This is a genomic window from Herbaspirillum sp. ST 5-3 (genome assembly GCF_004804275.1).
In the GTDB taxonomy this organism is placed as follows: domain Bacteria; phylum Pseudomonadota; class Gammaproteobacteria; order Burkholderiales; family Burkholderiaceae_D; genus Noviherbaspirillum.
The window spans coordinates 23,108-44,449 of record NZ_STGI01000007.1 but is presented as its reverse complement, the minus strand read 5'-3'; the positions used below and the strand labels follow the sequence as shown (position 1 = coordinate 44,449).

General features: G+C 58.5%; 18 protein-coding genes. 1 reads left to right on the top strand and 17 read right to left on the bottom strand.

Annotated features, from left to right (window positions below; all coding sequences use genetic code 11):
• Positions 1 to 17: 17 nt before the first annotated feature.
• The 17 genes from E6W33_RS14870 to aroC all read right to left on the bottom strand — a co-directional run bounded on the left by E6W33_RS14870 (position 18) and on the right by aroC (position 18,634).
• Positions 18 to 506, bottom strand: coding sequence for a CvpA family protein (locus tag E6W33_RS14870; protein ID WP_136418104.1), 489 nt, complete (start codon positions 504 to 506; stop codon positions 18 to 20).
• A gap of 13 nt (positions 507 to 519) precedes the next feature.
• Positions 520 to 1,431 (bottom strand): SPOR domain-containing protein, encoded by a 912-nt coding sequence (locus E6W33_RS14865; protein WP_136418103.1) that lies wholly within the window; start codon positions 1,429 to 1,431, stop codon positions 520 to 522.
• A gap of 60 nt (positions 1,432 to 1,491) precedes the next feature.
• A complete protein-coding gene (gene folC / locus E6W33_RS14860) occupies positions 1,492 to 2,796 on the bottom strand; it encodes a bifunctional tetrahydrofolate synthase/dihydrofolate synthase (protein WP_136418102.1) in 1,305 nt (434 codons plus the stop codon).
• 65 nt (positions 2,797 to 2,861) lie between these two features.
• Entirely contained in the window at positions 2,862 to 3,734 is an 873-nt protein-coding gene (gene accD, locus E6W33_RS14855) for an acetyl-CoA carboxylase, carboxyltransferase subunit beta (RefSeq protein WP_136418101.1), read from the bottom strand.
• Positions 3,735 to 3,834: 100 nt separating this feature from the next.
• Positions 3,835 to 4,632, bottom strand: a complete 798-nt coding sequence (gene trpA, locus E6W33_RS14850; protein ID WP_136418100.1) for a tryptophan synthase subunit alpha — start codon at positions 4,630 to 4,632, stop codon at positions 3,835 to 3,837.
• 106 nt (positions 4,633 to 4,738) lie between these two features.
• Positions 4,739 to 6,007, bottom strand: coding sequence for a tryptophan synthase subunit beta (gene trpB / locus E6W33_RS14845; protein WP_136418099.1), 1,269 nt, complete (start codon positions 6,005 to 6,007; stop codon positions 4,739 to 4,741).
• A gap of 11 nt (positions 6,008 to 6,018) precedes the next feature.
• Positions 6,019 to 6,693, bottom strand: coding sequence for a phosphoribosylanthranilate isomerase (locus E6W33_RS14840; protein ID WP_136418098.1), 675 nt, complete (start codon positions 6,691 to 6,693; stop codon positions 6,019 to 6,021).
• 40 nt (positions 6,694 to 6,733) lie between these two features.
• On the bottom strand, positions 6,734 to 7,531 hold the full coding sequence (gene truA / locus E6W33_RS14835; protein ID WP_136418097.1) for a tRNA pseudouridine(38-40) synthase TruA: 798 nt from the start codon (positions 7,529 to 7,531) through the stop codon (positions 6,734 to 6,736).
• Between the two features lie 80 nt (positions 7,532 to 7,611).
• Entirely contained in the window at positions 7,612 to 10,446 is a 2,835-nt protein-coding gene (locus tag E6W33_RS27850) for a FimV/HubP family polar landmark protein (RefSeq protein WP_282183701.1), read from the bottom strand.
• 288 nt (positions 10,447 to 10,734) lie between these two features.
• Positions 10,735 to 11,871 (bottom strand): aspartate-semialdehyde dehydrogenase, encoded by a 1,137-nt coding sequence (asd, locus tag E6W33_RS14825; RefSeq protein ID WP_136418095.1) that lies wholly within the window; start codon positions 11,869 to 11,871, stop codon positions 10,735 to 10,737.
• Between the two features lie 33 nt (positions 11,872 to 11,904).
• Entirely contained in the window at positions 11,905 to 12,978 is a 1,074-nt protein-coding gene (gene leuB, locus E6W33_RS14820) for a 3-isopropylmalate dehydrogenase (protein ID WP_136418094.1), read from the bottom strand.
• 19 nt (positions 12,979 to 12,997) lie between these two features.
• A complete protein-coding gene (gene leuD / locus E6W33_RS14815) occupies positions 12,998 to 13,645 on the bottom strand; it encodes a 3-isopropylmalate dehydratase small subunit (RefSeq protein WP_136418093.1) in 648 nt (215 codons plus the stop codon).
• 52 nt (positions 13,646 to 13,697) lie between these two features.
• On the bottom strand, positions 13,698 to 13,820 hold the full coding sequence (locus E6W33_RS14810; protein ID WP_136418092.1) for an entericidin A/B family lipoprotein: 123 nt from the start codon (positions 13,818 to 13,820) through the stop codon (positions 13,698 to 13,700).
• Positions 13,821 to 13,842: 22 nt separating this feature from the next.
• Positions 13,843 to 15,246 carry a 3-isopropylmalate dehydratase large subunit gene (leuC, locus tag E6W33_RS14805; RefSeq protein ID WP_136418091.1) on the bottom strand — a complete coding sequence of 468 codons (1,404 nt, stop codon included), beginning with the start codon at positions 15,244 to 15,246 and terminating at the stop codon, positions 13,843 to 13,845.
• Positions 15,247 to 15,421: 175 nt separating this feature from the next.
• Entirely contained in the window at positions 15,422 to 16,255 is an 834-nt protein-coding gene (locus E6W33_RS14800) for a M48 family metallopeptidase (RefSeq protein ID WP_136418090.1), read from the bottom strand.
• A complete protein-coding gene (locus E6W33_RS14795) occupies positions 16,252 to 17,427 on the bottom strand; it encodes an MFS transporter (protein ID WP_247869654.1) in 1,176 nt (391 codons plus the stop codon). The genes E6W33_RS14800 and E6W33_RS14795 overlap by 4 nt, the downstream gene beginning before the upstream one ends.
• Positions 17,428 to 17,533: 106 nt before the next feature.
• Positions 17,534 to 18,634 (bottom strand): chorismate synthase, encoded by a 1,101-nt coding sequence (gene aroC / locus E6W33_RS14790; protein WP_136418088.1) that lies wholly within the window; start codon positions 18,632 to 18,634, stop codon positions 17,534 to 17,536.
• Positions 18,635 to 19,072: 438 nt separating this feature from the next.
• Between aroC and E6W33_RS14785 the strand changes: the two genes are divergently transcribed.
• A complete protein-coding gene (locus tag E6W33_RS14785; RefSeq protein WP_247869653.1) occupies positions 19,073 to 21,316 on the top strand; it encodes an EAL domain-containing protein in 2,244 nt (747 codons plus the stop codon).
• Positions 21,317 to 21,342 lie beyond the last annotated feature (26 nt).

Here is a 21,342-nt window from a genome sequence, read left to right as displayed (position 1 = left end):
TCCTCAACTAAGACAATTTAAAACTGTACGTGCCGGGCGAAATCGCCTGGCAGGAAAGGTTTGACCGTGCGCGCGGCGGTTTCCGCCAGCGGACTTAACACTGCGTCTTTCCAGAATGGCTGCTGCGGAATGGCCGTCATTCCGCAAATCAGCACGGCAGCCAGCACGATGAGCAGGCCACGCGCGAGTCCGAACAAACCTCCGAGCCCCCGATCAGCCAAGCTCAGTCCGCTCGCCTTTATTACCGCATCGACAGCCAGGTTCAACAACATCATCAACAGCCTGACGCCGATAAACAATGCAATAAATGCCACAATCAGTCGCGTTACATTGCCCGGAACCATGTCAGGCAGCAAAGCCGCCAGGTCCTCGCCGTAGGCATTGGCAACCACGAAGGACACGATCCAGCCCAGCAACGACAATATTTCTTTTACCAATCCGCGCAGAGTGCTGATCACCACCGAACAAATCAGCACGAACAGGACCAAGTAATCGAATATCGTCACAGTCGAGTGAAATTCAAGCGGGCACCAGCGTGCCGTTCAATCCCAGTTTAACGATCTTGGCACGCACCTTTTCTGCTTCTTCCTTGCTGGCGAAGGGGCCGACGCGAATGCGGGTGCGATCACCCGAGCTTGTCGCAACTTTTTGCGTGTACGACTTGATGCCAGCGCCTTTCAACTTGGACTGCAGCTCATCGACCTTGTCCTTCGAAGCGAGCGCAGCAACCTGGACGACAAACTTTCCGGATTTTTTCTCGGCCGCCTTCGGATCCGGTTTCCCTTCCAGCAGCGCCTTGGCGCGCGCAGCATCCTGGGACTTTTCCGTCGATTTGGCTTCGGCCTTGGCTTCGGTCTTGGCTGGCGCCTGCGTGCTGCTGGCCGGCTTTTCGACGATGGCAGTCTTGACCATCTCGGCTTCCGGCTTGGAGAGGATTTTCGCCTTGGCTTCAGCCGGCTGCGCAGGAGTTGCGGTAACGGCCACCTTCTTGTCCGCAGGTTTCGTTTCGGATGCGGCGGGTGGAGCAACCGCCGTATCGACCATTTCCTCCTTCGGATCGAGGGCATCCGAGGCAGCCACTCGGGACGTCGTGGCCGGCCGCGGGTTGTTCGAGGCTGTCAGCTTGTCCTTGGAAGGTATCTGGATGCTGATGTCGTCTGCCAGCGGTTTCGGTTCCGAATCCAGAATCATTGGCAAACCGATCACGGCCGCAAGCACCAGCGCGACCGCGCCGATCAGGCGTCGACGTGCGCGCTTCTTCTCGGGCAGGACTGGGTCTACCGGATCGTCACCCTGGCTGCCCTGGGCTGACTTGCGGCGCTTGGCGCGGCCGCGGACCGCCTTGGATTCTTCCTCCGCACGCGAATAAAACGCGCTGTCGTCGGAGGCGGATTCTTGCTTGTTTTTGCGAAGGAACGAGAACAAGCTCATGCGATAAAAATGAAGTCCATCAGTAAATTCAGAAGCAGCCTTGATACATCGTCATGTCAATCAAGACAAGCCTTCGGCCCTTCTGGCCTCCATCACGCCGGCGACAGTCAGGAAGGATCCGAAAACCGCAATTCTATCATTCTCCCCCGCCCTGCTCCGAGCATTCGCAAAAGCCTCGGCGGGCGAGGAAAAGGTCTGGATGGTACGCTCGGATCCGGTCTGTGCCTGCGGCGCCACACCGGCTTCCAGCAGTTTCTGCCTGAGCTGCTCCGCAGTGGCGGCGCGCGGCAGAGGGAGGTCCGTGACGCACCAGTGGTCGACCAGATCCTTCAGTTGCGCGATGACGCCGCTGATGTCCTTGTCCTGCATTGCGCCGAACACCGCATAGGTATACGGATGAAAGGCCATGTGCTTGAGGTTTTGCGCGAGCGTCGCTGCCGCATGCGGATTATGCGCGACATCCAGGATGACCGTCGGGCGGCCGGGCAGCACCTGGAACCGGCCCGGCAAATCGACCATCACGAGACCATTGCGCACTTCCTGCGCGCCGACCGGCAAGCGCTGGCGCAAAGCCTCCAGTGCAGCCAGCGCCGCGGATGCGTTCAGCAACTGGTTCGCACCTCGCAGGGACGGATAGCCAAGCGAATTGCGGCGTTGCGAGCGGCCACCGTAATTCCACTGCTGCTTGTCGCCTGCGTAGTTGTAGTCGCGACCAAAGAGCCAGAGATCAGCGCCAATAGCCGTCGCGTGATCGATCAAGGATTGGGGCGGCACCGGGTCGCCGCAAATGGCTGTCTTGCCGGACCGGAAAATGCCGGCTTTCTCGAAACCGATCTGCTCGCGTGTCTCCCCCAGGTATTCCGTATGATCGATGTCCACGCTGGTAACAATGGCGACGTCCGCGTCGAGCACATTGACCGCATCCAGCCGTCCGCCCAGGCCGACTTCCAGGATTACCGCATCCAGTTTCGCCTGCGAGAACAGTCGCAGAACCGCGAGTGTGGTGAATTCGAAATAGGTAAGCGACACATCACCACGCTTCTCCTCCACGGCGGCAAACTGCTCGACCAGCACCTGATCCGTGGCAGGTTCGCCATCGATGCGAGCACGCTCATTGAAGTCCAGCAGATGCGGAGAGGTGTACAAACCGACACGATACCCGGCCCGCAGCAGGATCGACTCCAGCATTGCGCAAGTCGACCCTTTGCCGTTCGTGCCGCCGACGATGATCACGGGACAGTCAAACCTGATATCCAGGCGATCCTTTACCTGCGCGACGCGCTCCAGCCCCATATCGATGGCTTTAGGATGCATCGTCTCCAGCAGGGCAAGCCAGTCAGTCAGTGTGGTGGAAAGGTTTTGCATAAGGGATGCCGAAAGTAAAAAGCCCGGACCTGCGCCGGTCCGGGCTCGGGATGTTCATTCAATATTCAGGCCAGGACTTCCGCCGGCTGATTCTGCAGCAAAGCCAGCAAATGGGCGATTTCTTCGCGCATCTTGCGGCGGTCGACGATCATATCGACCGCGCCCTTCTGCACCAGGAATTCGGCACGCTGGAAGCCCTCCGGCAGTTTCTCGCGTACCGTGTTCTCGATCACGCGCGGCCCGGCGAAGCCGATCAATGCCTTGGGTTCCGCAATCACCACGTCGCCCATGAACGCAAAGGAAGCCGATACGCCACCCATGGTCGGATCAGTCAGCACCGAAATGAACGGCAGCTTCTTCTCCGACAGCTTGGTCAGCATCGCTGTCGTCTTTGCCATTTGCATGAGCGACAGCAGACCTTCCTGCATGCGCGCACCGCCGGTGGCGGTAATGCAGATGAATGGCACCTTTTGCTCCAGCGCGGTTTGCGCGCCACGCACAAAGCGCTCGCCAACAACCGACCCCATGGAGCCGCCCATGAATTCGAATTCGAAACAGGCGACCACAACCGGCAGCGTCATGATCGAACCGCCCATGACCACCATGGCGTCGGTTTCGCCGGTAGCTTCCATCGCGTCCTTCAAGCGGTCGGGATATTTCTTGCTGTCCTTGAATTTCAACGTATCGACAGGCAGGGTCTCCTGGCCGATCTCATAGCGGCCGCCTGCATCGAGCAAAGTGTCGAGGCGCTCGCGTGCGCGGATGCGCATGTGATGGTCGCATTTCGGACAGACGTGAAGGTTGGATTCAAGATCGGTACGATAGAGCACGGCCTCGCATGACGGGCATTTGACCCAGAGCCCTTCCGGAACCGACCTGCGATTGGTGGATTCGGAGCGCTGAATGCGCGGAGGAAGCAGTTTTTCAAGCCAGCTCATCGTGACCTCTTCTCGATTTTTTAGGTTCCGCATTGTACCGCTCGACTTGACGCGCGCCAATATGCGAGGTTGATAGCAAATTTGCCACGTTTAAAGGATCTTATTCGTCCAGCGCCTTGCGGATGCCGGAGATAAATGTTTGTACTGCCTGCACCGCGTTTTCGCGGGGGGTGTTCTCGAGTTCCTGAATGATCCGGCTGCCGATGACGACCGCATCGGACACGGAGGCAATCGCCTTCGCCGTGCCAGCGTCACGGATACCGAACCCCACGCCCACGGGAACCTTCACGTGCCTCTTGATATTCGGAATTTTTGTGGCTACTGCCTCCAAGTCCAGATGCCCCGAACCTGTCACACCTTTCAACGACACGTAGTACACATAACCGGTTGCAATTTTCCCGACCTGCTCGATCCGCTCATCAGTGGAGGTCGGAGCCAGGAGAAAAATCGGGTCAAGACCGTTTTCCTTCAGGGATGCGGCAAATTCCTCGCATTCCTCCGGCGGATAATCGACGACCAGCACACCGTCGACGCCCGCCTGTCTGGAAGCCTGGATGAAAGCCGCCTCGCCCATGCGCTCGATCGGATTCGCATATCCCATCAGCACGACCGGTGTGGATTGGTTGCGGGTTCGAAATTCACTGACGAACTGCAATACATGACGCAGGCCAACACCATTGGCCAACGCTCGTTCAGAAGCACGCTGAATGACTGGTCCATCCGCCATTGGATCGGAGAAAGGCACGCCGAGTTCGATGATATCCGCGCCACCTGCAACCAGCGCATGCATGAGCGGCACTGTCAATTCCGGTGCGGGATCGCCTGCGGTGATAAACGGAATCAGACCCTTTTTGTTCTTTTCTGCAAGCGCAGACAAGGTAGATTGAATTCTTGACATGATGATGGTTTCGTTATTGTCCCGCCACGCCGTGAGAGCCGGCGTCTCGGCACTTCGCCTGGCGCGGCTTCATCGGAGCGACTTGTGTTGTATGCAAGGGTCTTGATCAGAATTTCTTCTTCGTCCGCTCGGCCACGGTATGCATGTCCTTGTCACCACGACCGGACAAATTCACCAGAATGATCTTGTCCTTGGGCAGTGTGGCCGCGAGCTTTGCCGCATAGGCCAATGCGTGACTGGACTCCAGTGCCGGAATGATTCCTTCGATGCGGCAGCAAGTATGAAATGCCTCGATCGCCTCGTCATCACTGATCGATACGTACTTTGCGCGGCCGGAGTCCTTCAGGTAGGCATGTTCAGGGCCGACACCCGGATAATCCAGGCCTGCGGATACCGAATGCGTTTCCGTGATCTGCCCGTTTTCATCCTGCAGCAGATAGGTCCGATTGCCATGCAGGACGCCGGGCGAGCCCGCAATCAAGGAAGCCGAGTGCTTGCCGGTTTCCAAACCCTCGCCAGCGGCTTCAACCCCGATCAACTGGACATCCTTGTAATCGATGTACGGATAAAAGATACCCATCGCATTCGAACCGCCGCCGATACAGGCAACCACGTAATCCGGCTGCCGTCCTGCCATCTCCGGCATCTGCTCGAGGCACTCCTTGCCGATCACGGATTGAAAATCGCGCACCATCATCGGGTACGGATGCGGTCCGGCCACGGTGCCGATGATGTAGAAGGTGTTTTCCACATTGGTCACCCAATCGCGCATCGCTTCGTTGAGTGCATCCTTGAGCGTCTTCGAACCGGATTCAACGGGCACCACCTTGGCGCCAAGCAGTTCCATCCGATACACATTCTGCACCTGGCGCCTGACGTCTTCGGCGCCCATGTAGACCACGCATTCGAGGCCGAAACGCGCGCAGATCGTCGCGGTCGCCACTCCGTGCTGGCCGGCCCCGGTCTCCGCGATCACCCGCGGTTTTCCCATGCGCTTGGCCAGCAAGGCTTGTCCGATCACGTTGTTGATCTTGTGCGCACCGGTATGGTTAAGGTCTTCGCGCTTGAAATAGATTTGCGCGCCGCCCATCTTCTCGGACCAGCGCTTGGCGTGATAAATCGGGCTCGGGCGGCCGACGAAGTGCTTCAGCTCGTCTTCGAATTCGGCCAGAAAATCGGGATCGTTGCGATAATGCGCATACGCTTCCTTCAGCTCGGTCAACGCATGCGTCAGGGTTTCGGAAACGAAAGTGCCACCGTAAGGCCCGAAATGGCCTCTGGCGTCCGGCAAATTGTAGTGGGCTTCCTGGTAGACGGCGGTCTTCGGCGCGGCCTGGCGCTCGGCGTAGTTTCCCAGCGCGTTCAATTCTTTCATGGTCATTCTCTCTATGGTGTGCTCAGTGTTGCATCCGCCCGAAGCACGGCCTCTATGAAGGCCCGTATCCGGGAGGGATCCTTGATGCCCTTGGACAGTTCGACGCCGCTGCTGACATCGACGGCATGAGGGCGTACCCGAAGCACTGCCTCAGTTGCGTTTTGCACGCTCAAGCCACCACTTAAAACGACCCGAGGCGCGAGCTCTTTTGGGATGAGAGACCAATCGAAAACCTTTCCACCGCCACCATAACCGTCGACGAGTGCGTCGAGCAGCAAACCTGCGAATAACGGACTGGCAGCGCGATAACTATGCTCGCATTTTAACAAATCGGCGCCAGATATTTCCGTGCCAATCCTGGCGGCGCGCATGAATGGGCGATTCAGATTTCCTGCAACGGCACAACATTGGTCAATGCTTTCGTCACCATGGAATTGCAGCAAAGAAACTGGTGCCTGCCTGACAACGGAATCAACCTCATGCACATCAGCATTAACAAACAGGCCAACCGTCGTCACGAACGGGGGGATGACCTTGATCAGCTGTGCCGCAACATCTGGTGAAACGTAGCGGGGACTCTTCGGGTAGAACACAAGGCCAATCGCGTCGGCGCCTGCCGCAACGGCCGCTTGCACGTCCTCGATCCTTGTCAGACCGCATATCTTGATTCGGGTACGATGATTCATCGCTTCATTTCAATTGGGGCAGACATCTATTATCCGCGTCTCAAGCCCACGGCAAGGGATTGACGCTTTCTTGCGGCAGACGCCATTTCGCGTCATAGCTAATTCTCGCCAGATACAGACCATCCGGCATGAATGTCGGCGCGGCGCGACTGCGATCGCGTCCCACGAGTATTTCATTCAGCCATTGCGGCGCCTGATTGCCGTTGCCAACAACAATCAGCGCACCGACGATGTTACGGACCATGTGATGCAGGAAGGCACTAGCGGTCAAGGTGAATACGATGATATCGCCGCGCCGCTCTATGCGTATGTCATGCATGGTCTTGACTGGCGACTTTGCCTGGCATTCGGCAGCGCGAAACGCGGAAAAATCATGTGTACCCAGGAGATATTGGGCGGCAGCGCGCATTGATTCTACATCGAGCGGTCGAAAAACCCACCCCGCCTTTCCGGCCAATAGCGGGGAGCGAACCGGATGGTTATAAACGACATAGTGATACGTGCGGGATGTTGCGCTGAAACGTGCATGAAACTCATCCTCGTGCTGATGCGGCACTTCACACGCCCAGCGAACTGCGATGGACGAGGGTAGAAAGGCATTCACTCCGCGCACCCAGGAAAACATCTCCCGCTCCAGTTCCGTGTCGAAATGCACGACTTGCTCCAATGCGTGGACACCAGCATCGGTCCGCCCGGCACAGGTTGTTGCGATCTCGGTCAATGCAAATCGTTTCATCGCGGCTTCCAGCGTGTCCTGCACGGTATGGCCGGCGGGCTGCGTCTGCCAGCCGTGCCACGGCATGCCGTCGTATTGGACGCCCAGCACTATGCGCTTCAATTTTGCTCCCGCTTAAAACATTCCTGAAAACAAAACGGGCGCAAGCTCTACGCTGCGCCCGTTCTTGAGCGAATCACTGATTATGCGAGTTCAAGCAACAAGGATTTTGCTTTTTCGCTTTGCTCCGGCGTGCCGCCCTTGAGCACTTCATCCAGCAGTTCACGCGCGCCTTCCTTATCCCCGATTTCCTGATAGGCAATTGCCAGATCAAGCTTCGTGGCCATTTCCGCACTCGTGGAACTGTCGTCTGAGGATTCAGGTGAGTCAAGCGCGAGGTCAGTCGCTTCATTCGCCCCATCCGGTTTCAGTTCAAGACTGATGCCGGACAGGTCGAAATCCATCGGGTCGGCGACTTCCGCTTTTGTTTCCTCCGGAGTCGAGGCAGGTATTTCATCGAGGGCAGGAATCTCCATCTCCAGCGGGGCAACATCCGTCGGCGGCGTTTCCATGTCCAGGGAAATATCCGGAATCGGCTCCTGGATTGGCGCGGCTTCCTCGGTTGTGAACTCCAGGTCGGCAACAGCCGGCAGCGGCTCCGTCTGCGCTGCAGACTCCGCTTCGGGAGTCGCGTCGGCAGCAGGTTCGGATGTGGCGTCCGGCTGTTCCACTTTCGGCTCATCAAGGAAGTCGAAATCGATCGATGCCAGTTCAGGTGCCGGTTCTGCAGGCGCAGGGCGCGGCATCGTATTGGGAACCGCCATATCACCGAGCCCCAATCCGTCAAGATCGAACTCCAAGTCATTCGACGATGGCTTGCGCTCAGGCTCGGCTTCGGGCTCCGGTGTCGGTTCCAGCGTTTTCTCTTCCGCGAGCGACGAGTTGCCGAAATATTCGGTTTCGCTCTCGAGCGACTCGCTGTTCAGCGGAGAAAGATCGGACTGCGTTGACGACAGCAGCGTTGCCAGACCCTGCTCATCCAAAGGCTGTGTCGGCGCGACGAGGATATCGGACGACGACTGCTTTTCCTTGCCGCTTGCATAGAGCGGATTGTTGGGGTCGATCGCGAGGCCGAGCGCGGCTGCCTGTGCCCATTCTTCACCCTGCCCCTTGGTCAGCCCATACAATTCCGTGGCCAATACTTCGAATGCGCGCAGATCCTTGCGATTGGAATAAATCTCCAGCAGCTTCACACGCACCGCGTGACGGTCAGGCTGCGTGCGCAAGGCTTCCTTCAGGATTTCCTCAGCCTGCGCATCGCGCCCGTAGGCGATGTACACGTCGGCTTCGGCGACCGGATCGACTTCGTTGGTATCGAGCTGGCTGGCAGAAGGAGCGAAGCTGGAATTGAAGACACTGTTATTCGTGTCCACACTCTGGCCGCCGGTGGAGCCGAACAGCGAATTCGCCTTCAGGCTCGAATCGGTAATGATGCTGTCCTCGAACGGCTTGTTCTGCTTCTGGCGCCGTGCGCGATAAATACCCAAGGCACCCAATGCGACGAGCAGCGCGCCAACGCCGGGCAGCACCAGCGGATTGTCCATCAAACTTTCAAAGAAGCTTGGCTCCGGCGGTGGAGGCGGCGGTGCGGCAGGTTTCGGTTTTGCGACCGCCGGCGGCGTCTTCGCTGCTGGCGGAGCAGGAGGAGCAACCGGTTTTTCGACCTTGGTTTCGTCCGGTTTGGCGGGCGCCGGCTGTACTGAGGCCGCTGCCGGCGCAGGTGCGGGCACTGCTGCCGGGGGAGCTGCAGGCTGAGGCTCCGCCTTTGCGGCGCTGGCCTGTTTTTGCTGTTCGGCAAGGGTCTTGTTCTTGACTTCGAGCAGCTTCTGCAAATCGGTGACGTTCTTTTCCAGCTCCTTCACCCGAGCGTTTGCTTCAGCAACTGCCTTGTCCTTGGCGATTTTGTCTTCTGCGGTAACTGCGCCGGCAGGCTTAGCGGCGTTTGCTCCCGGCGCCGGCATCGCATTGGACAGTTTCAATTTGTCCTTCGATTCGGAGGCAGGTGTCGGTTTCTCTTCCACCTTCGCAGTAATCTTGCCGCCGGCACTTTGCTTGCCTTCGGCCGATTTCGGCGGTGCAGCCTTGGCGACCTGACCCGCCAATCTGTTGCGATAGTTATTGAAATCCGCTGCTTGCGCGACGATGATGTTGCGCGCTTCAGTATTGGTGACCTCGCGAGCCGTTTCGGCACTCGGCACGTTAAGAATCTGCCCCGCCCTCAGGCGATTCATGTTTTGGCCGACAAATGCGTTCGGATTCTGTTGGTAAAGTGCGACCAGCATTTGATCAAGTGACACGCCGCTCGGCTTCACCTGACCTGCAATGCGTGCAAGGGTGTCGCCGCTGCGTACACGGTATTCGCCAGACGCCGCTTCGCTGCCTGCTTCAGCCGCATGTTGCGGAACGGGTCGCGCCTTTGGCACAGCTTCTTCCTGCGCTTTTCTTGGTGGTACCGGAGCAGATTGTGGGGCTTGTTCGGAGCGGATTGCCGCCTGGGGTGCCTTTGCGGTGCTTGGAACCGGAGCCGGAGCAACCTGTGCCGACTGCGCGGTGCGCAGATCGGGCGGATCAAGCAGGAACGTGTATTCGCGGATTAGCCGGCCATTTGGACCGGTCAATTCCATCAACATGTCGACAAACGGTTCGTTCAGCGGCTGCGCTGAAGTAATGCGAACGAACTGCCGATCGCCGCGCTGTTCTACAGCGAAACGCAAGGACATCAATGCCGGGCTGAATTCGATGTTTGCCTGACGAAATGCGTCGGAGGACGCCAACTTTGCGTTCAGCGCACCGACTTCGTCTTTCGAAACGGAAGTGAGTTCGATCTCCGCCCGCAACGGCTGCCCGAGGGACGACAAGACCGCCAGCTTTCCCAAGCCAGCGGCGGACGCATTTGAAAACAATAGTGCAGTCGCAATCGCTGCACTAATTGTCTTCAAGTGGAACGTGCCGAAGGTCGGGCACTTATTTGAATGCATTTTTGATGGCATAGGAGGCATTCCGTTTGCATATCTGAAGTAGGCACAATCACCGCGCCAATTTAACATTGATCGAGGGAACTTTCACCATATCATCATGGACTTAGGCGCGCAAGTGTAACTAACTTGCTAACTGGTGCAAAACTGGCATCGCCGCGTATACATTAATAGCAGAGGAATGCTGACGATTCACTGTTGTGGATTGACAACGCGACTGGGGCCTGCTGGTGGTCGGTTCAATGAACCGGCCACCAGCAGGCCCCAGTTTTCAGTACCGTCTCAGTCGGTTCAGTTTTCCAGAACAACGCGCAGCATGCGACGCAACGGTTCAGCCGCGCCCCACAGCAGTTGGTCGCCAACCGTGAATGCCGACAGGTATTCACCGCCCATCTGCATCTTGCGCAGACGGCCGACCGGAATGTTGAGGCTGCCGGTGACCGCTGCCGGCGTCAGATCCTTCGTCGATGCTTCGCGTGTGTTCGGCACGACCTTGGCCCACTGATTGGTGTTGGCGATGATGCCTTCGATCTCGTCGAGCGGAACATCCTTCTTCAGCTTGATGGTGAGTGCCTGGGAATGGCAACGCATTGCACCGATGCGCACACACAGGCCATCGACCGGAACTGCTGCCTTGGCGCTTGTGCCGAATGCCGGACCACGGCCGAGGATCTTGTTCGTTTCCGCGCCAGCCTTCCACTCTTCGCGCGACACGCCGTTGCCAAGGTCCTTGTCGATCCAGGGAATCAAATTGCCGGCAAGCGGGACACCGAACTGCTTCGTTTCGTCAGCGGTCAATGCATGCTGTTTGGCGAGCACCTTGCGGTCGATTTCGAGGATCGCGGATGCCGGATCGTCAAGCAGCGACTTGACTTCGGCATTGATGGAGCCGAACTGCGTGAGCAATTCGCGCATGTGCTGCGCGCCACCGCCTGATGCCGCCTGATAGGTCATCGACGTCATCCAGTCGACGAGGTCGTGCTGGAACAGCCCGCCCAGGCCCATCAACATGCAGGACACCGTGCAGTTGCCGCCGATGTAGTTCTTCACGCCACGGCCAAGCGCATCCTTGATCACGTTCAGGTTGACCGGGTCGAGAATGATGATCGCGTCATCCTTCATGCGCAGCGTGGATGCCGCGTCGATCCAGTAACCATTCCACCCTGCGGCACGCAGTTGCGGGAAGATTTCCGTCGTATAGTCACCGCCCTGGCAGGTAATAATGATGTCGCACTTTTTGAGATCATCAATATTGCTCGCGTCTTTGAGTGTGGTTTCGTTTTTCGCCATTGCAGGGGCCTTGCCGCCCGCGTTGGATGTCGAGAAAAACACCGGCTCGATATGAGCGAAATCGCCCTCTTCCTGCATGCGCTGCATCAGGACCGAGCCCACCATACCACGCCAACCAACCAGACCGACTAACTTCACGATTTTCTCCCTCAAGTACACTTCAAAAACTGATTACGAGGCTAGCGCCTTCACGACCGCATCACCCATTTCCTTCGTCCCGACCTTGGTCGTGCCTTCCTCATGGATGTCCGGCGTACGCAGGCCTTGCGACAAGACTTTCTTGACTGCGGCTTCCACGCGATCCGCTTGCTCCGCCTTGTTCAGCGAGTAGCGAAGCATCATCGCAGCCGACAGGATGGTCGCCAGCGGATTGGCAACGCCCTTGCCTGCGATGTCCGGCGCCGAGCCGTGCGACGGCTCGTACAAACCCTTGTTGTTCGCGTCGAGCGAGGCGGACGGCAGCATGCCGATCGAGCCGGTCAGCATCGACGCTTCATCCGACAGGATATCGCCGAACATGTTGCCCGTCACGATGACGTCGAACTTCTTCGGCGCGCGCACCAGCTGCATCGCGGCATTGTCGACATACATATGTTCGAGCACGACATCCTGGTATTCCTTGTGGACGTCGGTCACGATGTCTTTCCAGAACTGGAAGGTCTCCAGTACGTTGGCCTTGTCAACGCTGGTCAGGCGCTTGCCGCGCTTGCGCGCAGCCTGGAAGGCGACATGGGCGATGCGACGGATTTCCGACTCGGCATAACGCATGGTGTCGAATCCTTCACGTTCGCCCTTGAACGGACCATCCGGGCATTCGCGTACGCCGCGCGGCTGGCCGAAGTAAATGTCACCGGTCAATTCGCGGATGATCAGGATATCCAGTCCTGAAACGACTTCCGGTTTGAGCGTGGATGCGCCTGCCAGTTCCGGATACAGGATGGCCGGGCGCAGATTGGCGAACAGATTAAGGTTCTTGCGCAGGCCGAGGATCGCTTGCTCCGGGCGCAGCGCGCGCTCCAGCTTGTCATACTTCCAATCGCCGACAGCGCCGAACAGGATGGCATCGGCTTCCTTGGCGATCTTGAGAGTCCCCTCCGGCAGCGGGTGGCCGTGCGCTTCGTAGCCTGCGCCGCCGACCGGTGCGGTTTCCATTTCAAATTTTTCGTCAAGCGCGTTCAGCACCCGCACTGCTTGTTCAATGATTTCGGGACCGATGCCGTCGCCCGGCAGAATTGCGATTTTCATTTGTCTTCTGGATGAATAATTAAATCGTGTTGGCGAGCCACGGCTGGGTCGCGAGATGGCGCTCCTCGAAAGCACGGATCTTGTCCGATTGGCGCAGTGTCAGGCCAATGTCGTCAAGGCCGTTCAGCAGGCAATACTTGCGGAAGGAATCGACTTCGAAGGGAAAGGTCGTGTTGCCGTTGCCGCCGACGACGATCTGCTTGTCGAGGTCGATGACCAGTCGGTAGCCCGGGAATGCCTTGACTTCATTGAACAACTGATCGACTTGACCTTCCGTCAAAACGATCGGCAGTACGCCGTTCTTGAAGCAGTTGTTGAAAAAGATGTCGGCAAAGCTCGGCGCAATCACTGCGCGAAAGCCGTATTGCTGCAGCGCCCAGGGCGCGTGCTCGCGCGAGGAACCGCAGCCGAAATTCTTGCGCGCCAGCAGAATCGATGCGCCTTGATAGCGCGGCTGGTTCAGCACGAAGTCCGGATTGAGCGGACGCTTCGCATTGTCCATGCCCGGTTCGCCGTGATCGAGATAACGCCACTCATCGAACAGATTGGGGCCGAAGCCGGTACGCTTGATCGACTTCAGAAACTGCTTTGGAATGATGGCGTCGGTATCGACATTTGCGCGATCCAGCGGCGCAACCAAACCATCGTGTACGGTAAATTTATCCATGATCCTGATCTCAATAGCCGTTCTTCTTCCGGAATGAACGGCTGCACTTCGTTTATTTCTTTGCTGCGTTCTCGACGACTTCACCTGCTTTTTTCACATCCTTGCCGATGCCTTGAACGGTGTTGCAGCCCAAGAGGACCAGCGAGGAAACGATGAGTGCGAACAATTTTTTCATTTTTATCCTCCCCCGAAAAGCGCTAGCGCAATGCGCGTACGTCGACAAAATGCCCGGCGATGCCGGCAGCCGCAGCCATCGCAGGCGAAACCAGGTGGGTGCGGCCACCCTGCCCCTGGCGGCCTTCAAAATTGCGGTTGGACGTCGACGCGCAACGCTCGCCCGGCTCAAGGCGGTCGGCATTCATCGCGAGGCACATCGAACAGCCCGGCTCGCGCCATTCAAAACCGGCCTCCTTGAAAATCTTGTCGAGCCCTTCGCGCTCGGCCTGCGCCTTGACCAGCCCCGAACCCGGCACCACCATCGCGAGCTTCACGTTGGAAGCGCGGTACTTGCCGCGAACGACAGCGGCCGCGGCACGCAGGTCCTCGATGCGCGAATTGGTGCAGGAACCGATGAAGACCTTGTCGATGCGGATGTCGGCAATGGAGGTGTTGGGTTTCAGGTCCATGTAGACCAGCGCCTTTTCCATCGCGTCACGCTTGACGGAATCCTTTTCCTTGTCGGGATCGGGCACGCGGTCGTCAACGGACACTACCATCTCCGGCGAGGTGCCCCAAGTGACCTGCGGCTTGATTTCGGCGGCATTCAGGGTGACAACCATGTCGAACTTCGCGCCCGGCTCGGAATGCAGCGTGCGCCAGTATTCGACCGCGCGGTCCCAATGCGGGCCGACCGGCGAGAACGGGCGTCCCTTGACGTAATTGATGGTGGTGTCGTCGACGCCGACCATGCCGGCGCGCGCACCCGCTTCGATCGCCATGTTGCAGACCGTCATGCGGCCTTCCATGGAGAGGGAACGAATGGTGGATCCGGCGAACTCGATTGCATAGCCAGTGCCTCCGGCGGTGCCGATCTTGCCGATCACGGCGAGCACGATGTCCTTGGCCGTCACGCCGAACGGCAGTGGCCCGTCGACCTGCACCAGCATGGACTTGGACTTCTTGGCAAGCAGTGTCTGCGTCGCCAGCACGTGTTCCACTTCAGAGGTGCCGATGCCGTGCGCGAGACAGCCGAACGCGCCATGCGTGGAAGTATGCGAATCGCCGCAAACCACGGTCATGCCCGGCAAGGTCGCACCCTGCTCCGGGCCGATCACGTGAACAATGCCTTGACGCAGGTCGCGCATGCCGAAGTAGGTCAGGCCATACTCCTTGGCATTGTCGTCCAGCGTCTCGACCTGCAGGCGTGAAACCGGATCCGTAATGCCGTTGGCACGATCGGTGGTCGGCACATTGTGATCGGCGACGACCAGGTTGGCGGAAACGCGCCACGGCTTGCGGCCAGCGAGTTTCAGGCCTTCGAATGCCTGCGGACTGGTGACTTCATGCAGCAGGTGCCGGTCGATGTAGAGGATGGCAGTGCCGTCCTCCTCGGTATGGACGACGTGCGATTCCCAGAGTTTGTCGTAGAGCGTTTGAGCCATGTTTCCAAGAGTGCCAAAAATGTGCGCCGTGCAGCGCAAAACGGAGAAAATAGTTCTCGATTATGCCATAGTTGTGCGGCGCAATACCGCACAGCGACGCGGCGCAGCCCAATGAAAAACGCCCGCGGACAATGGCGCGGGCGTTTTATTGATTCTTTTGCAATCATGAGCGTATTCAGCGGCGCTTCCTGGCCTGCTCGTAGAGCGGCATGACACGCTGCGAGTAGTTTGTCAAATCGCTAAGGCGTTCCTCGCGCGACGGGTGCGTGGACAGGAACTTGACGGTTTCCGGTCCGCCGACCTGCGCCATTTTTTCCCAAAGCGAAATCGCGGCGCGCGGGTTGTAGCCGGCACGTGCAGCCAGCTCGATGCCGATACGATCGGCTTCTGTTTCATGTCGACGCGAATTCGGCAGGCCGAGCAGGCCCATGTACGCGTACTCCGCCGTTTTTTGCCCGAGATCGCCAACGCCAAGAATTGCAGCACCAACGGAAATGGCCGTTCCTGCAACCGCCTGCTCGGATGCCCGTTCGCGTGCATGCTCGCGCAGGGCGTGCGCGATTTCATGCCCCATGACGGCGGCCAGTTCATCATCCGTGATGTGCAGCTTTTCGATCAGGCCGGTATAGACGGCGATTTTTCCGCCGGGCATGCACCAAGCGTTCACCTCGGGCGAGGAGATGACATTCACTTCCCACCCCCAGCTCAGCGCATCCGGCCGAAAATTGACGGTCTGGGGAATGAGGCGGTTGGCGATGGCGCGCACGCGCGCGACTTCGGCCGGATTTCGGTTGAGTTCGCCCTTCTGCCGCTCCTCGCCGATCAATGCCGTATATTGCTCGCGCGCCGCCCGGTCGATTGCTTCTGCCGGGACGACCATCTTCTGCTCGCGTGTGACGCCGACGACGCCGCCCTGCGTGGTCTGCACCGTCTCGCAGGCCGCCAGCACCAGGATGGCTGCCGCTGCCAACACCCGCCTCACGATTGCGCTACTGACGTTCGACTTCATTTTCTCTCCTCAAGATGTTGTGACTGCCAGCGATACGACAATGCGGCTGCGCCGGCCCCTGCCAACGCGAACATTGCTGCCATTAAATAGACTGTTCGGGGGCCAAATGTATCCCACAACCCGCCTAAAATCAGGCCACCCAGCGTGCCTCCTAGCCCATAGGAAATACTCGTGTACAAAGCCTGGCCGCGCGCCTGGAGCGGGCCGGAAAACCATCGCTGCAGAGTTGCCACCGAAGCGGAATGATGAACGCCGAAGGTCGCCGCGTGCATCACCTGAGCCAGCAGCAGCAGGACCAGCGACTGCGCGCCGAAGCCAATCATCAGGAAGCGGGCGACCGCAATCAGCAGGCTGGCGATCATCAGCTTCCGGATGCCGAAGCGCCGAAAAAGCGGCGTCTGGTAGAAAAAGAAAACGATCTCGACCACGACGCCCAGAGACCACATCAAGCCTATCACCGTATTGCTGTAGCCGATTTGCGCCAGGTACAAGGAATAGAACACATACAGCGACGCATGCGCTGCGATCATCAGGAAGGTCGATACGAAAAACGCACTGACCTCTCGCCGCCGTAGCAGCGCGAGCACCGATGGCACTTCCTGATGCAGTTCGCCGTGGGCGGTCTCCTGCATGCGCGAGGTGGATACCAGCACCAGCGCTAGCAGGGCCAGCGCGATCCACGGCATCAGTCGAATGCCGTAGCGATCAAGCAGAGGGCCGGCCAGCGTGACGGTCAGGATGAAGCCGACCGACCCCCACAAGCGCAACCGGCCGTAGTGGGTCAGATCGCCCCGCATTTCCGAGAGCATCAGCGCTTCCGACAACGGACCTTGCGCGCTGGTGAAAAGATTGACGGCCACCATCACAATCAAGAGTTGGGTGAAGCTCTGCCCGAAAAACATCCCGGTGAATGTCATCACTGCCGCAATCGCGGTAATGCGCAGAACGCTGACGCGTTGCTGATGGCGATCGGCGACCCATCCCCACAGGTTGGGACCAAAGATGCGCATCACTTGCATCAGGGACATCAGTACGCCGATCTCCGCTGCCGTCATGCCCTTGTCGGAAAAATACAGGCTGGCGTAGGGAGAAAACACGCCGACATAGCCGTAATAGGCGAAAAAGAACAGGGCAAAACTGAAGGATTGCTTTGGCCAGGAAGGGTGATGCACGAGAGGTTTTCCGATGGCAGCGCAGTTAACGTGGCCTGGTTGGGGTGGAACTTCCACCGGGCAGCCGGGCAAGCAGCTCATGCCGCCCGGCTGCCCAATCAGAAAGTTACTTGATTTGCGCGGAAATCTTCGGCGTGTTTACCCGAACGTCCGCACATTGGGCGCGGTGACGCAGGGCGTGATCCATCAGCACCAGCGCGAGCATCGCCTCGGCAATCGGCGTGGCGCGAATGCCGACGCAAGGATCATGGCGACCAAAGGTTTCGACATTGATCGGGTTGCCGTTCTTGTCGATCGACCGGCGCGGTGTGCGGATGCTGGAAGTCGGTTTGATGGCGATCGAAACCGTAATGTCCTGTCCGGTCGAGATGCCGCCCAACACACCGCCTGCATTATTCGACGCGAAACCTTCAGGGGTCAGTTCGTCGCCATGCACCGTACCCTTCTGGGTAATGGATTTGAAGCCGGCACCGATTTCAACGCCTTTGACCGCGTTGATGCCCATCATGGCATAAGCGATGTCGGCGTCGAGCTTGTCGTAGATCGGTTCACCCAGCCCAACCGGGACATTCTGCGCAATCACATCGATGCGCGCACCGCAGGAGTCGCCGTCCTTGCGCAACTGGTCCATGTATTCCTCAAGCCGAGGCAACACAGACGTATTGGCTGCGAAAAACGGATTGTTCGGGACATGGTCCCAGGACTCGAACGGAATGGCGATTTCGCCGAGCTGGCTCATGCAGCCCTTGAATGTGGTGCCGTATTGCTGATGCAACCATTTTCTTGCGATCGCCGCCGCGCCCACCACAGGCGCGGTCAGGCGCGCAGATGAACGCCCGCCGCCGCGTGGGTCGCGAATGCCGTACTTGTGCCAGTAGGTATAGTCCGCATGGCCCGGGCGGAAGGTCTCGACGATATTGCCGTAGTCCTTGCTGCGCTGGTCTTCATTCCGGATCAGCAAGGCAATCGGAGTGCCAGTGGTTTTTCCTTCGAACACACCGGAAAGGATCTCCACCTTGTCCGACTCCTGACGTTGGGTGACATGGCGCGACGTGCCCGGTTTGCGGCGGTCCAGTTCCGGCTGGATGTCCGCTTCCGACAAATCCATGCCTGGAGGGCAACCGTCGACCACGCAACCGATTGCCGGTCCGTGCGATTCGCCAAATGTGGTGACGGTAAAGAGCGTGCCAAAGGTGTTGCCGGACATGATGATGTTGAATTGATCTGGAAAGGATCGATTTTAGCGTATCGTCCAGCCGAACCGCTAATCGTTCCGGCGTTCGCCTCCGGGCTCATTGAAGTCCACCGTGGCACCGAAAAAGAAAGCGTCCGCGAGAACCAAAGCCCCGATATTGCCCGCCGGAATATAAAAAACACAACGCGCATGTGCATTGCTGCGGCGCGGAAAGCGTGTATTACCAACCATCGGTGGCAATTGCATAAGCAGAAAATATGGTGCAACATCCGAAAAACAATTAAAGAACAAGACGGGGACCTTGCATCAACCAACGTCTGAGGCGTCGATACCTTCACATCATGGATGCAATACAGCCATCAACTGCCTGCCGGGCAGCGGCGGATCCGTGGGATTTAGAGCTGTCGATTCGTATTTCCAGAAAGGCATTCCGAGGATCTGGAGGGGACAATGAGTAGATCGAGCGCGTCGATGAGCGACGAACTCGTATTTCTGGACGAAGCATCTGCTCCGCCCGATGGTCCTTTGCGCGCCTCGACAAACGGCGTTTGGCGGGTAATGATCGTCGACGACGATGCGGACGTGCATTCCGCGACCACATTCGCCCTAAGCAATCTGGAAATGCAGCATCGACCGCTGGAATTCGTGCACGCCTACTCGGCTGCGCAAGCGCGGGATCTATTGGCTCGGCAGCGCGACATCGCGGTGATCCTGCTGGACGTAGTGATGGAACACGGCGACTCCGGCCTGCAACTGGTCCGGCATATCCGCGAATCGCTCAAACTCACCGAAGTGCGCATCATCCTGCGCACAGGCCAGCCAGGCTACGCGCCGGAAATCGAAGCGATCCGTGATTTCGATATCAATGACTACAAGACCAAGTCCGAGCTCACTCGCATCAAACTCTATACAACGGTAACCGCAGCGATCCGCTCGTATGAGCAGATACGGACCATCAATGCGAGCCGGCGCGGCCTCGACAAGATCGTGCGCGCCAGCACCGCTCTGATGGCCTTGCACGGCCTGGATAACTTCGCCGCGGGCATTATCAACCAGGTCGCGGAACTGCTGGAGATGGATGCCGACGGTTTGCTTTGCATGCGGGAACTCCACGCCGCCGACAACGAAGAGATGTTCGTGATCGCTGCGGCCGGTCGCTATGCCAACGTGCTCAAGACCTCCGCACACACACTGCGGGATGTCGTGGTCAGAGACACGCTCAAGCGCTCGCTCAATGAACGCCGCAACATCTACGGCCCGGATTTCACGACCCTGTATTTCGGCGGCTGTCCAAACGGGCACTTCACGGCATTCATCAATACCTCCCGCGCCCTCAACGAGATTGAGCAAGGCCTGCTTGAAGTCTTCTGCCGCAACATTGCGGTCGGCCTCGATAATGTCCTGCTGCTCCACCGTTTGCACAACTTCGCGTTTTACGATCCGCTTACCAAGCTGCCCAATCGTGCGCGCTTGAAAGAACTGATCGAGACTGCCTTGACGCAATCGCCAAGGGCAGAAGCAACGCTGGCGCTGGTCGACATCGATCATTTTGCCGAAACCAATGATGCGTTCGGGCACCAGTTCGGCGACTTGCTGCTGCTCGGTGTCGCCGCCCGCCTGGAGGCGCAGCTTGGCGATCAATTGGCCATCGCTCGCGTGGCGGGCGACACTTTCGGCGTACTCGGCGACCCTGCGCTCGTCAGTCCTGGCGTGCTGCTGGAGTTGTTTGCCAAACCCTTCAGCATCGATGGCCAGGACGTGCAGCTCTCGGCAACCGCAGGTCTGGTGCGACTGGCGGAATACGAAGGCTCCGGTGCCGACGCATTGAAAGATGCCGATATCGCGCTCAAGCGCGCCAAGCTCTTGCAGCGTGCCGGGCATTTCTATTTCTCGCGCAGCATGGGCGTGGATATCCGCGAACGCGTGCGCATGATGCATGCACTGCGCAATGCGTTCGCGCAGAAGGAATTGTTCCTGGCCTATCAGCCGCAAATCGATCTGGTTACCAGGAAAACCGTCGGTGCAGAAGCCTTGTTGCGCTGGCGGACCAGTGACGGCACGTTTATTCCTCCGGATCGCTTCATACCGATCGCCGAATATTCGGGATTGATCATCGAGATCGGCGAATTCGTGATGCACGAAGCCTGTCGTGAGCTGGTGCGACTGAGAAGCATGGGTTACGGCGATTTCACGATGTCGATCAACGTTTCACAAGTGCAGTTCCGCCATCCCCGCTTCCTCGACATGTTGCGCGAGGCGCTTGCCGCAACACAGGCGCCTCCCTCGCGCATCGAGCTGGAAATCACCGAGTCGATCGCCATGGAAGAACCGGATGCATTGATCGAATTGCTGGATCAGATCAAGAAGATCGGCGTCAGCATCGCAATCGACGATTTCGGCACCGGCTTCTCGTCATTGAGCTATTTGCAGAGGCTGCGCGTGGACCGCCTCAAGATCGACCGCAGCTTCGTTACTGAAATTACCAGCTCGATGCGCGGCAGCAGCATCGCCGAAATGGTGATCCAGTTGGGCCGCAATCTTGGCCTCACCGTCATTGCCGAAGGCGTGGAAGATGACCGCCAGGCAGCCATCCTGACCGCTCTCGGCTGCCCGCTGGCGCAAGGCTACCTGTTTGCACGTCCAATGACCGTCGACCAACTCGCGGGCTGGTTGAAGGGCAATGGCCGCCAATAAGAGCCGGAGCGCGACGCGCGCAAATC

Bases quoted from the DNA above. Each gene is read 5' to 3' on its own strand.
- E6W33_RS14865 (WP_136418103.1), bottom strand. From the start codon at position 1,431: ATGAGCTTGTTCTCGTTCCTTCGCAAAAACAAGCAAGAATCCGCCTCC.
- folC (WP_136418102.1), bottom strand. From the start codon at position 2,796: ATGCAAAACCTTTCCACCACACTGACTGACTGGCTTGCCCTGCTGGAG.
- accD (WP_136418101.1), bottom strand. From the start codon at position 3,734: ATGAGCTGGCTTGAAAAACTGCTTCCTCCGCGCATTCAGCGCTCCGAA.
- trpA (WP_136418100.1), bottom strand. From the start codon at position 4,632: ATGTCAAGAATTCAATCTACCTTGTCTGCGCTTGCAGAAAAGAACAAA.
- trpB (WP_136418099.1), bottom strand. From the start codon at position 6,007: ATGAAAGAATTGAACGCGCTGGGAAACTACGCCGAGCGCCAGGCCGCG.
- E6W33_RS14840 (WP_136418098.1), bottom strand. From the start codon at position 6,693: ATGAATCATCGTACCCGAATCAAGATATGCGGTCTGACAAGGATCGAG.
- E6W33_RS27850 (WP_282183701.1), bottom strand. From the start codon at position 10,446: ATGCATTCAAATAAGTGCCCGACCTTCGGCACGTTCCACTTGAAGACA.
- leuB (WP_136418094.1), bottom strand. From the start codon at position 12,978: ATGAAAATCGCAATTCTGCCGGGCGACGGCATCGGTCCCGAAATCATT.
- leuD (WP_136418093.1), bottom strand. From the start codon at position 13,645: ATGGATAAATTTACCGTACACGATGGTTTGGTTGCGCCGCTGGATCGC.
- E6W33_RS14810 (WP_136418092.1), bottom strand. From the start codon at position 13,820: ATGAAAAAATTGTTCGCACTCATCGTTTCCTCGCTGGTCCTCTTGGGC.
- leuC (WP_136418091.1), bottom strand. From the start codon at position 15,246: ATGGCTCAAACGCTCTACGACAAACTCTGGGAATCGCACGTCGTCCAT.
- E6W33_RS14800 (WP_136418090.1), bottom strand. From the start codon at position 16,255: ATGAAGTCGAACGTCAGTAGCGCAATCGTGAGGCGGGTGTTGGCAGCG.
- aroC (WP_136418088.1), bottom strand. From the start codon at position 18,634: ATGTCCGGCAACACCTTTGGCACGCTCTTTACCGTCACCACATTTGGC.
- E6W33_RS14785 (WP_247869653.1), top strand. From the start codon at position 19,073: ATGAGTAGATCGAGCGCGTCGATGAGCGACGAACTCGTATTTCTGGAC.